Source organism: Caulobacter sp. BE264 (assembly GCF_031457805.1).
Taxonomy (GTDB): domain Bacteria; phylum Pseudomonadota; class Alphaproteobacteria; order Caulobacterales; family Caulobacteraceae; genus Caulobacter.
Map to the genome: position 1 here is coordinate 123,681 of NZ_JAVDXI010000007.1, position 13,404 is coordinate 137,084.

The window sequence follows — 13,404 nt, forward strand, 5'->3', positions numbered from 1 at the left end:
ATTTCCGCCCCCCCTACCCGTCGCCCGGCGTCCGCACCGTGATCCCCCGCGCGCGAAGCTGGTCCAGCACGCCGCCTTCCGCGACGAGGCTGCGGATCGGGTAGAGGGCGACCGCGTGGCCGGGGGTCTTCAAGAGGTTCGCCAGGGCGTCTACCTCGGCGGCCGTCAGGCGCTGGGTCATCTCGGCGACGCCGGGCAGCAGGTACTGGCAGCGATCGGCGCTGCGGGGCGCGGTCAGAGCCGCACGGACGCGGCCCTCTGCCCAGGCCTGGGCGGCGACGCGGTAGCGGTCCTGGCCCTGCTCTACGGTGTCCAGCGTCTCGGTCAGGCAGACGAGGCCGGCCGAATCCTCGGCCTGGCGGGCAACGGTCTTGATCAGCGGCATGGCCTTGTAGGTCTCGGCGGCGCGGACCTTGACCCGATGCTTGCGGGCCAGCTTCTCGATCCGGCGGCTGACCTGGCCGTATTCCAGCCCCGCCTTGCGGTTGGTCTTGCCGGCGATCAGGCCGCCGAGCACCAGCGGCTTCCAGTCGCGCCAGCCATCGGGGTCCTTGGGCTCCACCGCCGACCAGGCCCGCTGCACGCGGACGGCCAGGGCCGGCTCGGCCGCCGCCCAATCGCCGTCATCCTTCATCTTGCCGCGCAGACGCAGCAGCGCCGGAATATCGGTCAGGCCCGCCCGCAACGTCGGCGGCGTCAGCAGGGCGAAGGCCCCGTCCAGCCGTCGGTCGGCCACCGAGCTGTCCCAGGTCATGCCCTTGGGCGTCGCGCCCGGCGTGCCCAGGATGTAGACAGTCGTGTCGGCGTCGGAGATCCGCCACCAGGCCGGGCCCGGAAGCTTGGCGCTGACGACAAGGGCCTCGACGACCGTGGCCTCGGGGTCGTCGATCACCTGGGCGGCCGCGCCGCTGGCGATCGTGAGACTGATGGCCAAGGCCGCCGCTATCGCCCGCATGTGGATCCCCCTCGCATGACGCCTGACCTTGGCCTGACCCTGTGACCGAAGCTTGACCCTATTCCGGCGCGGTGACGGTGAAACCCTTGCCCCGCAGGCGATCCAGCACGCCGCCCTCGGTCAGCAGCGAGCGCAGCTCGATCACGGCGACCGCCTTGCCCGGCTTCTTGAGGGCCGAGGTGATGGCCCCCACCGCGTCATCCTGGCCGTCTTCAAACTGGCGGGCGATCCAGGGCGTGGAGGCCAGGCAGCGCTGATAGCCGCGCTCGGCCGCGACCACCGCCTTGACCTGGCCCTCGGCCCATTGGTCGGCGGTCTCGCGCACGCCAGCCAGGCCGTTCTCGGCCTCCTTGAGGCCCGCGTCCAGGCACAGCTCCTGCAGCGGCTGAGGCGCTTCGCCCAGGGACTTGACCATGCCGATCAGGTCGTAGTCGTCCAGCTTCTTGATGCGCGGCTGAACGGCGATGTCCTTGCTCTTGGCCAGCTTCTGGATGCGGTCGGTCAGGTCGCCGATGGTGATCGAGACATTGCCGCTGCGGTCATTGGCGATGATGAACCCGGCCAGGGCCGGCTTGAGCTCGTCGTATTCGGTCAGCGGCTTGGCGCGCTTGGCCAGCTGCTTTTCCAGGCGAGCGCGTAGCTCCGGCGGCAGGGTGTCGCGCATCGGCCTGTCCATGATGAACGGCTTGCCACGCCCGGGGATCAGGGCCAACAGGCTCAGGATCCGCACCTCGGGCTCCTGGCCGATGATCAGCACATTGGCCCCGTCCAGCCGGCGACGCAGCACTGAGTCGTCGAAGTCCAGCTTCTGCGGCGCGAAGGCCGGAACGCCCATCACGTAGACATTGGTGTCGCCGTCGCTGACCTTCCACCAGGCCGGTCCCGGCAGGCGGGCGTTGACGATCAGCTCCTCGACAAGGTTGGCCTGGCTGTCGACGGGGGTCAGGTCCACCGGTTTGGTCTGGTGGATCGACACCTCGTTCTTGCCCTGAGCCTGGGCCAGGGCGGAGCCGCCGCAAAGCAACGAAAGCGCCAGGCCGGCGGCGGCGAAACGGGTCAGGGTCACGATGTTTCAGATCCTCGAAGGCGCGCGGAATCGCACTAAAGTCATCCCTCGCCTCTTCGTTGGCTGATCGGCGTTCGCCCGGTCAACTTAAGGAGTTGCAATGTCGGCGGCCCGGCCCCACCTGCGGACCCCGGCGCGCCCCGTGAAAGTCCGCTTGATGCCCATCCGCCGCCTGCCGCCCGAGACCGTCAACCGCATCGCCGCCGGCGAGGTGGTCGAGCGGCCGGCCAGCGCCATCAAGGAACTAGTGGACAACGCCATCGACGCCGGCGCCACGCGGATCGAGGTCGAGGCGCACGGCGGGGGCCTGACCCGCATCCTCGTCGCCGACGACGGCTGCGGCCTGTCGCCCGAAGAGTTGCCGGTGGCCATCGAGCGCCACGCCACCTCCAAGCTGGCCCCCGACGCGGACGGCCTGTGGGACCTCTTGCGCATCCACACCATGGGCTTTCGGGGCGAGGCCCTGCCCTCGATCGGCTCGGTGGCGCGGCTGCAGATTTCCTCGCGCGCCAAGGGGGCCAAGGACGCCTTCTCGATCCTGGTCGAGGGCGGACAGGTCGGCGAGGTCGCCCCGGCCGCCTTCCCCGGCCCGCACGGCGCGCGGATCGAGGTGCGGGATCTCTTCTACGCCACGCCCGCCCGCCTGAAGTTCATGAAGTCCGAGCGCGCCGAGGCCCTGGCGATCACCGAAGAGATCAAGCGCCAGGCCATGGCCAATGAGAGCGTCGGCTTCTCGCTGGACATCGACGGCCGCCGGGTGCTGCGCCTGCCGCCCGAGCATCCGGGGCCGCAGGGACGCCTGGCGCGCCTGGCCGCCGTGCTGGGCCGCGAGTTCCAGGAAAACGCCCTGGAGATCGACCAGACCCGCGACGGCGTGCGGCTGTCGGGCTTTGCGGGCCTGCCGACCTACAACCGGGGCAACGCCGCCCACCAGTACCTGTTCGTCAACGGACGGCCGGTGCGCGACCGCCTGCTGCAAGGCGCCCTGCGCGCGGCCTATGCCGACTTCCTCGCGCGCGACCGTCACCCAACGGCGGCCCTCTATGTGACGCTGGAACCGACCGAGGTCGACGTCAACGTCCACCCGGCCAAGGCCGAGGTGCGGTTCCGCGATCCGGCCCTGGTGCGCGGCCTGATCGTCGGGGCCCTGCGCCATGCCCTGGCCGGGGCCGGGCACCGCGCGTCGACCACCGTGGCCGCCCAGGCGCTGGACAGCATCCGCGCCCAGCAGAGCCCTTTCCCGGGATACCAACCCCAGTATCAACCCGGCCCCTCCCCCGCCGGTTTCTCGACCTGGCGAGAAGGCGGCTGGACGCCGCCGACGCAGCGGCCGATGGACTTGCCGGGCCTGAACGAGGTGTCGGCGCGGGTCGAGCCCGGCTACGGCGCAGATCTGGCCGGGGTCGTGCGCGAGGCCTATGCGTCGGCGGATTTCGAGGATCGTCCGCCCACGGACTATATGGCGGCCAACGCCGCGTTCGACCCGGTCGACTATCCGCTCGGCGCCGCGCGGGCGCAGGTCCACGAGACCTATATCGTCGCCCAGACGCGCGACGGCATGGTCATTGTCGACCAGCACGCCGCCCACGAGCGCCTCGTCTATGAGCGGATGAAGGGCGAGATGGCGGCCGGCGGCGTGACCCGCCAGACCCTGCTGCTGCCCGAGGTGGTGGACCTGGACCCCGCCGAGGCCGAGCGCGTCGTCGCCCGCGCCGAGGAGCTGGCCAGTCTTGGCCTCGTCATCGAGAGCTTCGGCCCCGGCGCGGTGCTGGTGCGCGAGACCCCCGCCCTTCTCGGCAAGACCGACGCGGCGGCCCTGGTCCGCGACATCGCCGACGACCTGGCCGAGAACGGCGCGGCCCTGGCGCTGAAGGAACGGCTGGAGGAGGTCTGCTCGACCATGGCCTGCCACGGCAGCGTCCGCGCCGGGCGCCGCCTGAACGGCGCCGAGATGAACGCCCTGCTCCGCGAGATGGAGGCCACGCCCCACTCGGGCCAGTGCAACCATGGCCGCCCGACCTATGTCGAGCTGAAGCTCGCTGACATTGAAAAGCTGTTCGGCCGGCGGTGAGCCGAGCGCCGCGTCTAGCGGATGGTCAGCGCGAACGGCGTCGCCGGCAGGCCCGTGGCCCCGAACAGATTGATGATCGGGCTGTCGGCCCAGGCGTAGCGGACCTGGGTCGCCGCCATCCCGGCGGGCGCGGCGAGGCGAACGAGGCTTCCCTCAACCGTGGCGTCGACAAAGCGGCAGGCGCTGGCGTCGCAAAGCTCGAAGCCGATCGGCCGATGGCCCGCATGGACGACGCCGGGCTGGTCCAGCGTCACGACGACGGTGTCGCCCTCGCGCCGGGCCGACAGTGGCGCGGGGCCTGACGCCACCACCGCCTCGCCATAGGCCAGCTTCCGCGCCAGCAGGGCCAGACGCTGGCCGACGCGCAGCTTGTCGGCAGGGTGAATGTCATAGGGTGAGCCGATGTCGACGGCTGAGGCCATGCCCACCATCGGGTCGGCCGCCGCGACCTGACGCTGGACGTCGCGCAGGGCGGCCCAGGCCGAGTTCACCGGCCGATCCATCTCGGGACCGAAGGCGGCCAGCTGGGTCAGCAGGAACGGCTGGTTGCCGCCGCCGAACGCCGCGCGCCAGTCGGCGACCAGGGCCGGCATCAGGCGGGCGTACTCGGCGGCCTCGGCGACATTGGCCTCGCCCTGGTACCAGGCGAAGCCCTTGACGCCGAACGGCGCCAGCGGGGCGATCATGCCGTTGCGCAGGGTGGTGAGCCCGCTGGCGCCCCGCCACGGGGCGCTGGGCGGCAAGGCCGTTTCCGACAGCGGCGCGGCGATCTTGTAGCGCCAAGCGCCGGGCAGCGGCACGACGCTCCCGTCGTCCAGGGTCAGCGCCTTCAGCGCCGCCTTGCCCCAAGGACCGCCACCGCCGCCCATGTCGATCACGCGCAGGGCCAGCACGTTGCGGCCGGCCTTCAGCGCGCCGGGCGCCAGGCGGTAGGTGCGGGGCGTGTCCCAGCCCTGGGTTGAGCCGATCTCGCGACCATTGAGGAAGGTGGTGTCGATATCGTCCACGGGTCCCAGCGCCAGGGTCGCGCCCTGCGCCGCCTGGGCCCGGGTCAGGGTCAGCTCGAGCCGCAGCCAGACGGTCCCGTCGAAGCCGGCGAGTTCGGGCGCGGTCTGCTCCCAGAAGCCCTCGGTCGGCAGGGACTTCCAGGCGCGGTCATCGAGCTCGGGCTTCTCCCAGCCCTTCGCGACCGGGGTCTTGGCCCCCGCCCAGCGGCCCAGCGACTGGCTCCAGCGGGCGACGCCCAGCGCCGGGTCGCGGGCGTAGTCGGACAGCACCGACAGGCCCTCGTCATAGGTCTTCAGCGCGGTCAGACCCTCGCGGCTGATCCAGTCCTGGATGACCGACCCGCCCCAGGTGGCGTCGATCAGGCCAATGGGAACGCCAGTGGTCTTGCGTAGCTCGCGGCCCATGAAGAAGCAGGCGGCGCTGAAATTGGCCGCCGTCTGGGGCGTCGACACCTTCCAGACCACGCCCGCCGGCAGGCTGTCCTGCGGCTCGGAGCGGCTGATCTTTCCGGTCTGCAGCAGGCGAATGTCGGGATTGCCGGCTGAAGCGACCTCGCCGTCCCCGTTCAGCGCCTGGCGCAGCGGGTACTCCATGTTCGACTGGCCCGAGCATAGCCACACATCGCCCATGGCGAGGTTCGAGACCGTCTGAGTCTGATCGCCGGCGCGCGCGGTCAGGGTCAGGGCGGAGCCGCCCGCCGGGCGCGCGGGCAGGACCACGCTCCAGCGACCGTCACCGTCGGCGCTGGTCGAGACGCCCTGCCCCGACAGGTCGACGGCCACGCTCGCGTTCGGCGCCGCGCGGCCCCAGACGCGGATCGGCTGATCGCGCTGCAGCACCGCATGGTCGCTGAACACCGACGCCAGCGGCCCCGCCAGCGCCGGTGTGGAAAGACCCATGGCCGTGGCCAGGATCAGGGCTTTCAGCGACATGGGTCTTTCCTCTTCCCGTCCCGTTCACCCGACCTTCCCGGCGAACGCCGGGGAGGTCGGAGCTTGAGGGGTCTTCTGAGCGCTACTGCGCCTTCGCCGGGCAGACCGCCCCGGCTGGATCGGCGGTCAGCTTCACCTCGGCGATCGACACCTGGAAGGCGCCCGCCGAGATCAGTTCGAACGGCGCGGTGACCTTGGTCACGTCCGTCCCGGCGGCCTGGAAGCACTTGAGCGGGATCTTGACGCTGGCCCACTGCCCGGTCGGCGAACCGGCCGGCGGCGTGACGTCCAGGCGTCCCGCGCCCATCGCCAGGCTCACGCGCCCGGTCGCGGCGGCGTCGAGGCGATAGGCGAAGCTCAGCGCCATGTCGGCGTTGGTCTGGAACGACAGGTCCAGCGGCTTGTCGCCGACGATCGACAGCTTGCCGGGCTTGTCGCCGGCGAAGGTGATCTGGCGGCCGGCTTCCTGGACGTTGCCCGCATCGACCGGCGCGATCTGCACGCTTGACGACGGCGAGGCCTTGAACGCGAACGGGGCCGGGGTCTTGCCGCCGACGAAGTAGTTCACGACGTTGTCGGCCTGGGCCGTGACGCCGGAAACCTCGGACAGGCGCCCCACCTTGCCCGGCTTGGCGTAGCTGAGGCCATAGCCGTAGGCGAACAGCGGATCATAGCCCTTCTCGCCTTTATTCAGGCGGAACTGGGCGGCGGTCTTTGGCCAGCTGAACGACAGCTTGCCGCGGAAGTCATGATGCGGCTTGCCGGCCTTGTCGCCGATCAGCACGTCGGCCACGCCGCCGCCTTCCGAGCCCGGCAGCCAGGCGGCCACGAAGGCGTCCGAGGCGTTGATTTCGGGGTTCACCCACAGCGGTCGACCGGTCAGGAACACGGACACCACCTTCACACCCTGGGCCTTCAGGCGCTTGAGCAGCGCCAGGTCGGCCTTGTCGCCCGGCTGATACTCCAGTGAGGTCTTGAGGTCGCCAACACCTTCCGCATACGGATTTTCACCGAACACGACGATGGCCACGTCCGGCTTCTGGTCGAACTTGCCGTCGACGCTGAGCGTCGCGCGGCCGCCGCCGGCCTCGACCGCCGACTTCACGCCGGTCCAGATCGACTCGGCGTTGGGGAAGTCGGCGTTGGTGTTGCCCGTGCCCTGCCAGGACAGGGTCCAGCCGCCCGACTGCTTGCCGATGTCGTCGGCGCCCGAACCGGCGACCAGCACATTGGCCGAGCTCTTCAGCGGCAGAACGCCGTCGTTCTTGAGCAGAACCAACGACTTGCGGACCGCCTCGCGAGCGATCGCGCGGTGCTCGGGCGCACCGATGACGCCCTCGCGGCCTTCATGGGGCCGCGCCGCCTGGAAGAGACCCATCTTGGCCTTCACCCGCAGGATCCGGCGGACCGCGTCGTCGATGCGGGCCATCGGGATCACGCCCGACTTCGCCTGGGCCAGGGTGTTGTCGTACAGCGCCTTCCAGCTGTCGGGGGCCATGAACATGTCGAGGCCGGCGTTGATCGACTGCGGGCAGTCGGTCGGCTTGCAGCCCGCCACCTGGCCGTGGCCGTTCCAGTCGCCGACGATGAAGCCGTCGAAGCCCATCTTGCCCTTCAGCACGTCGGTCAGCAGGCTCTTGTTGCCGTGCATCTTCTGGCCGTTCCAGCTGTTGAACGAGGCCATGATCGTCAGGGCGCCGGCGTTGATGGCCGGCACATAGCCCTGGGCGTGGACGCGGACCAGCTCCTCCTCGGAGACCTTGGTGTCGCCCTGGTCGACGCCGTTCTCGGTGCCGCCGTCGCCCAGGAAGTGCTTGGCGCTGGCCGCCACGAGGCCTTGCTGGATCACCCCGCCCTTGCCGCCGGTGAACGGCGCGACCGCGCCCTGCAGGCCCAGGATCATCTCGCCGCCGTACTGGCGGATGATGGCCGGATCTTCCGAATAGCCCTCATAGGTGCGGCCCCAGCGGTCGTCGCGCGGCGCGGCCAGGGTCGGGCCGAACGCCCAGTCGAAACCGGCGGCCGAGGTTTCCAGCGCCGTGGCCTTGCCGATGCGGCGGATCAGCTCGGGATCACGCGCCGCGCCCAGACCGATGTTGTGCGGGAAGAGGGTCGCGCCGACGACGTTGTTGTTGCCGTGGACGGCGTCGATGCCGAAGATCAGCGGCACATGCGTCCCGCCCACGCGCTGCGCGGCCGCCTCGCGGAAGGCCTTGGCGGTGTCGACCCATGGCTTCTGCGGCGAGCGGTCCGGCGCGCCCAGCGGCGGGGAGCTGCCGCCCCCCAGGATCGAGCCCAGCGGATAGGTCTTCAAATCCTCGGGCTTGATCGACCCGATATCGGCCTGGATCAGCTGGCCGACCTTCTCCTCGAGGGTCAGCTTGGCCAGCACCGAGTCCACGAAGGCTTCCGTCGCCGGATCAACGAGCCCCTGGCTCTTGGCGGCGGGCCACTTGGCCGGCTGAGCGGTGGATTTTGCTGTGCTCTCGGCCGACGCGACGCCGGCCAGGAAGGTGGACGCCAAGAGGGCGACGCAAAGGGTCTTGGTGTTCATACTCCCCAACTCTTTTTTCTTTCGACGGCCACATGCCGCTTCGACAACGTTGTCATACCCCTCGACGCCGATCCAGAGGCCGTCTAGTTTGTATGACAAATAGACAAGCACAATCGGGTTGGAAACTTCAAATGCAGGCCACACGCCACCTTTTGACAGCGCTAGCAGCGATGAGCTATCTCAGCGCCGCCGGGGTTCCCGCTCTCGCCGCCGATCACGCGGTCACCTCGCCCGACGGCCGGACCCGGATCAGCCTGTCGGATCAAAGTGGTCAGGCCAATTTCACCTTGCAGTTCAAGGGCGAAACCCTGATCGCCCCCTCGCCTCTGGGCCTGGTGCTCGACAAGGGCGGCGCCCTGTCGGGCGGTGTGAAGATCGTCAACGCCGCCAGCCGAAGCGTCGACGAGACCTATGACCTCGTCGTCGGCAAGACCCGCACGGTGCGCGATCGCTACAACGAGACCACCGTAGAATTTCTCGAAACGGGCGGCTTGCAGCGGCGGCTGAAGGTGATCGCCCGCGCCTATGACGACGGGGTGGCGTTCCGCTATGTGCTGCCCGACCAGCCGACCCTCGCCGGCGTGGCGGTGCGCGGGGAGGAGACCCGCTTCGACTTCGCCGGCGACGACCGCTGCTGGGCGCTAAACCTTGGCCGCTTCGGCACCTCGCACGAGGGCGAGTACGATCCGGTGATGGCCAGCGGCTTCCGGGCCTCGGCCCTGTATGAACTGCCCGTCGTCTGCCAGACCGCCAAGGGCGCGACCTTCGCCCTGGCCGAGGCGGACCTGCGGAACTGGGCCGGGCTCTATCTGAGCGGCCGGGGCGACGGCGGTCTTGGCCTGCAGGCCCAGCTGTCGCCGCGCCTGGATGATCCGAGCAAGGCCGTCCTGACGCGGATCGGGACCGACACCGTCTCGTCGTGGCGGGTGGTGATGGTTGGCGAGACGCCGGGCGCGCTCATCGCCTCGAACCTGATGACCAGCCTGAACCCGCCGACCGCGCTCACCGACACAAGCTGGATCAAGCCCGGCAAGGCCGCCTGGGACTGGTGGAACGGCGGCAAGACCGCCAACGCCGAGGGCATGACCGACGCGGCGATGAAGGGCTTCATCGACTTCGCCGCCGCCCACAAGCTAGAATACATGTTGATCGACGACGGCTGGTACGTCGGGTCAGGCCAGGCGCCGGTGGTTCTTCCGGGCACGGACGCCACGCGCCCGATCCCGGCGATCAACATCGCCGACCTCGTCGCCTACGGCCGCGAGCGGGGCGTCGGGATCATGCTGTGGGTCCACTGGAAGGCGATGGACGCCCAGATGGACGAGGCGCTGGCGGCCTATCAGGCCTGGGGGATCAAGGGGATCAAGGTCGACTTCATGGACCGCGACGACCAGCCGATGGTCGACTTCTATCACCGTCTGCTGACCAAGGCGGGCGAGCATCAGTTGATGGTCGACCTGCATGGCGCCTATCGCCCGACGGGCCTTGTCAGGACCTATCCGCACTACGTCACCCAGGAGGGCGTTCTGGGCGCGGAGTACAACAAGTGGAGCCGGCGCATCACCGCCACCCACAATGTCACCCTGCCCTTCACGCGAATGCTGCTGGGGCCGATGGACTACACGCCCGGCGGCTTCCGGAACGTCGCGCCAAAGGACTTCAAGAACCAGTTCATCCTGCCCACCGTACAGACCACCCGCGGCCAGGCCCTGGCCATGTACCTGGTCTATGACAGCCCGCTGACCATGGTCTCGGACAGCCCGATCACCTACGCCGCGTCTCCGGCCGGGCTGGACTTCATCAGCGCCGTGCCGACGACCTGGGACGAGACCCGCGTGCTGTCCGGCGAGATCGGCCAGTCGATCGTCATCGCCCGCCGCAAGGGCGCCGAGTGGTGGGTCGGGGCCATGACCAACGAGGCGGGGCGGACCGTGAAGGTTCCGCTGAGCTTCCTCGGCGACGGGACCTTCTCGGCGGAGGTTCGCGAGGACGGCCCCGAGCCGACGGCGTTGAAGACCCGCACGCAGGCGGTGACGCGCAAGGACGCCCTGACCTTGAAGCTCGCCCCCAGCGGCGGCGGCGCCGTGCGCCTCACGCCAGTGCGCTAGGATCGGCGATGCGCGTCACCCGACGGAACCTGCTGGCGGGCGGAGCCGCCCTTGCCGCCTCCCCCGCCCTCGCCGCCCCGCGCTTCCAGCCGAACTGGGAGTCGCTGGCGGCGGGCTACAAGGTCCCGGACTGGTTCCGGGACGCCAAGCTGGGGATCTGGTCACACTGGGGTCCGCAGTGCGTGCCCGAGTTCGGCGACTGGTACGGCCGGCAGATGTACCAGCAGGGTAACCCCTTCTACGACCACCATGTGAAGACCTACGGCCATCCGGCCGACTTCGGCTTCATGCAGTTCATCCCGCGCTGGAAGGCCGAGAGCTGGGATCCGGAGGGTCTGATGCGGACCTATGTCGCGGCGGGCGCCAGGTACTTCATGTCGATGGCCAATCACCACGACAACCTCGACATGTTCGACAGTCGCCACCACGCCTGGAACACCACGCGCGTCGGCCCCAGGCGCGACATCGTCGGGACCTGGGCCAAGGTCGCCCGGGCCCATGGCCTGAAGTTCGGCGTCTCCAACCACGGCGCCCACGCCTGGCACTGGTGGCAGACGGCCTATGGCTACGACGCCGAAGGTCCGCGCCAGGGCCAGCGCTACGACGCCTTTCGCCTGACCAAGGCTGACGGCAAGGGCCAGTGGTGGGAGGGGCTGGATCCGCAGGACCTCTATACCGGTCGCAACATGGTGATCCCCGAGGGGATCGACAGCATCGCCGCCGCCAACGCCTGGCATGACGCCCATGACGGCCAATGGGTCGAGACCCCGCCGCCGAACAATCCGGGCTTTGTCCGCAACTGGTTGCTGCGCCAGAACGACCTGGTCGAGCGCTACCGGCCCGACATGGTCTATTTCGACAACTACGGCCTGCCGCTGGGCCAGGCGGGACTGGACGCCACCGCCCACTACTACAATCTGCGCGGCGGCGACGCCGTGGTGACCGGCAAGAAGCTGTCACCGCTGCAGCGCCGCGCGATCGTCGAGGATGTCGAGCGCGGCTTCTCGGACCGGCTGCGCGACGAACCCTGGCAGACCTGCACCTGTATCGGCAGCTGGCACTATGACCGGCCGCTCTATGAGCGCGGCGGTTACAAGTCCGGCCGCGAGGTGATCCAGCGGCTGATCGACGTGGTCAGCAAGAACGGCAGCCTGCTGCTGTCCATTCCCCAGCGCGGCGACGGCTCGATCGACGATCTGGAGGAAAAGGTGCTGGCCGACATGGCCGGCTGGATGGCGGTGAACGCCGAGGCGATCCACGGCACGCGACCCTGGCGGCTGTTCGGCGAGGGTCCGACGCGGCTCGCCGAGGGCATGCACGGCGAAGGCGCGGCCAAGCCGTTCGAGGCCGACGACATCCGCTTCACCACCAAGGCCGGGGCGCTCTACGCCCTGGCCATGGATTGGCCGAAAGGCGAGATGCGGATCGGGAGCCTGCGCGGAACTCAAGACAAGGTGCGCCGGGTGAGCCTCGTGGGCGGCGCCGAGGCCCTGCCCTTCCGCCACGACGCTGACGCGCTGGTCGTCGCGTTGCCCGATCACCGCCCCGCTTTCACGCCGGTTCTGCGGATCGAAGGACCGGGCCTGACCTGAAAAAGGGACGGACCGCGAGGACCGTCCCTTTCAAGTCTATCGCCGCAACCGTTGAGGCGGATCGAAAGCCTGATCCGCCCGTCCGGTCGTCAGCCTATCGGAAAAGACTGAGGATCGCCGAGCTGGACGAGTTGGCGATCGACAGCGCCTGGACGCCCAGCTGCTGCTTCGTTTGCAGCGACTGCAGCTTGGCGCTTTCCTTGGCGAGGTCGGCGTCCACCAGGTTGCCCACGCCGGCGTCCAGGCTGTCTTGCAGCTTGCCGACGAAGGTCAGGTGGGTGTCGAGACCCGTCGAGCTGGTGCCCAAAGAGGCCAGCTTGTTGGTGGCCGTCTGCAGGGCGGTGTTGACGCTGGTGATCATCGTCTTGGCGCCGGCGGCGTCGGTGAAGGTCGAGCCGGTGGTCAGGCCCAGGCCCGCCAGGGTCAGGGTCTTGGCGTTGACGGTAAAGCCCGAGCCGTCCGAATTGGCCAGGAAGGTCAGCTTGGTGGTCGTGCCGTCGGAGATGCTGACGCCGTTGAACTTGGCGTTCGACGCGGCCTTGGTCACCTGATCGCGCAGAGACTCAAAGTCGGCCTTCAGCGCGTTGAACGACGCCGTGCTCAGCGAGGTGTCCGACGCCGCGAGCGCCTTTTCCTTCATCTTGCCGAGCAGGTCGGTGATGGTGTCGCCGGCGGCCAGGGCCACGTCGATCGTCGACTGGCCGCGTTGCAGCGAGTCCTTCACCGCATTGATGCTGTTGGCGGTGGCCGACTGGTTCTTGGCGGTCGCCCAGATGGCGCCGTTGTCCTTGGCGCTGCCGATCTTCTTGCCGGTGCTGATGCGTTGCTGGACGGTGTTCAGTTCAGAACTGGTGGTGTTCAGGTTCTGCAGCGCGATCAACGCGCCCGCGTTCGTATTGATGCTGTTTAGCGCCATGACGAAACACTCCCTTTGGAGGTTTCCGGTGTCGTTTTGACGACCGGTGGGCGTTTTGCCCACCGCGACAATATGACGCTACGCTTTCGATATAGTTCACGAAACGTCGTTATCGGATTAACGAGTCAAGACTCGATTAACTTTACAAAAACAACAGAGCAACCCGCATTTAATAAAACACCGAGTCTTCGCGGCTTTCGCG

General features: G+C 68.9%; 8 protein-coding genes. 3 read left to right on the top strand and 5 right to left on the bottom strand.

Annotation, left to right across the window (positions count from 1 at the left end; translation table 11 throughout):
- Window positions 1-13 precede the first annotated feature (13 nt).
- Complete coding sequence (locus tag J2X45_RS16835; protein WP_310217039.1) at window positions 14-955, bottom strand: TraB/GumN family protein; 942 nt, start codon at window positions 953-955, stop codon at window positions 14-16.
- A 58-nt stretch (window positions 956-1,013) separates the two neighbouring features.
- On the bottom strand, window positions 1,014-2,024 hold the full coding sequence (locus tag J2X45_RS16840; RefSeq protein WP_310217323.1) for a TraB/GumN family protein: 1,011 nt from the start codon (window positions 2,022-2,024) through the stop codon (window positions 1,014-1,016).
- Window positions 2,025-2,178: 154 nt separating this feature from the next.
- On the opposite strand from J2X45_RS16840, the gene mutL reads away from it, so the two are divergent.
- Window positions 2,179-4,092: a DNA mismatch repair endonuclease MutL gene (mutL, locus tag J2X45_RS16845; protein ID WP_310217043.1), complete on the top strand. Its 1,914-nt coding sequence runs from the start codon at window positions 2,179-2,181 to the stop codon at window positions 4,090-4,092.
- Between the two features lie 14 nt (window positions 4,093-4,106).
- Here mutL and J2X45_RS16850 read toward each other — a convergent pair whose 3' ends face one another.
- Both J2X45_RS16850 and J2X45_RS16855 read right to left on the bottom strand, forming a co-directional pair.
- Window positions 4,107-6,032, bottom strand: coding sequence for a sialate O-acetylesterase (locus tag J2X45_RS16850; protein ID WP_310217046.1), 1,926 nt, complete (start codon window positions 6,030-6,032; stop codon window positions 4,107-4,109).
- Between the two features lie 82 nt (window positions 6,033-6,114).
- Window positions 6,115-8,595 carry an exo 1,3/1,4-beta-D-glucan glucohydrolase gene (locus J2X45_RS16855; protein ID WP_310217049.1) on the bottom strand — a complete coding sequence of 827 codons (2,481 nt, stop codon included), beginning with the start codon at window positions 8,593-8,595 and terminating at the stop codon, window positions 6,115-6,117.
- Between the two features lie 122 nt (window positions 8,596-8,717).
- On the opposite strand from J2X45_RS16855, the gene J2X45_RS16860 reads away from it, so the two are divergent.
- On the top strand, window positions 8,718-10,694 hold the full coding sequence (locus J2X45_RS16860; RefSeq protein WP_310217051.1) for a glycoside hydrolase family 97 protein: 1,977 nt from the start codon (window positions 8,718-8,720) through the stop codon (window positions 10,692-10,694).
- Between the two features lie 8 nt (window positions 10,695-10,702).
- On the top strand, window positions 10,703-12,286 hold the full coding sequence (locus J2X45_RS16865) for an alpha-L-fucosidase (protein WP_310217054.1): 1,584 nt from the start codon (window positions 10,703-10,705) through the stop codon (window positions 12,284-12,286).
- 94 nt (window positions 12,287-12,380) lie between these two features.
- Here the strand turns inward: J2X45_RS16865 and J2X45_RS16870 are convergent, their stop codons facing one another.
- Window positions 12,381-13,202, bottom strand: a complete 822-nt coding sequence (locus tag J2X45_RS16870) for a flagellin (RefSeq protein WP_310217057.1) — start codon at window positions 13,200-13,202, stop codon at window positions 12,381-12,383.
- Between the last annotated feature and the right edge of the window lie 202 nt (window positions 13,203-13,404).

What these genes read in the sequence shown, in the direction of transcription:
- J2X45_RS16850 (WP_310217046.1), bottom strand. Translation starts at nt 6,032, where the DNA reads ATGTCGCTGAAAGCCCTGATCCTGGCCACGGCCATGGGTCTTTCCACA.
- J2X45_RS16865 (WP_310217054.1), top strand. Translation starts at nt 10,703, where the DNA reads ATGCGCGTCACCCGACGGAACCTGCTGGCGGGCGGAGCCGCCCTTGCC.
- J2X45_RS16870 (WP_310217057.1), bottom strand. Translation starts at nt 13,202, where the DNA reads ATGGCGCTAAACAGCATCAATACGAACGCGGGCGCGTTGATCGCGCTG.
- J2X45_RS16860 (WP_310217051.1), top strand. Translation starts at nt 8,718, where the DNA reads ATGCAGGCCACACGCCACCTTTTGACAGCGCTAGCAGCGATGAGCTAT.
- J2X45_RS16835 (WP_310217039.1), bottom strand. Translation starts at nt 955, where the DNA reads ATGCGGGCGATAGCGGCGGCCTTGGCCATCAGTCTCACGATCGCCAGC.
- mutL (WP_310217043.1), top strand. Translation starts at nt 2,179, where the DNA reads ATGCCCATCCGCCGCCTGCCGCCCGAGACCGTCAACCGCATCGCCGCC.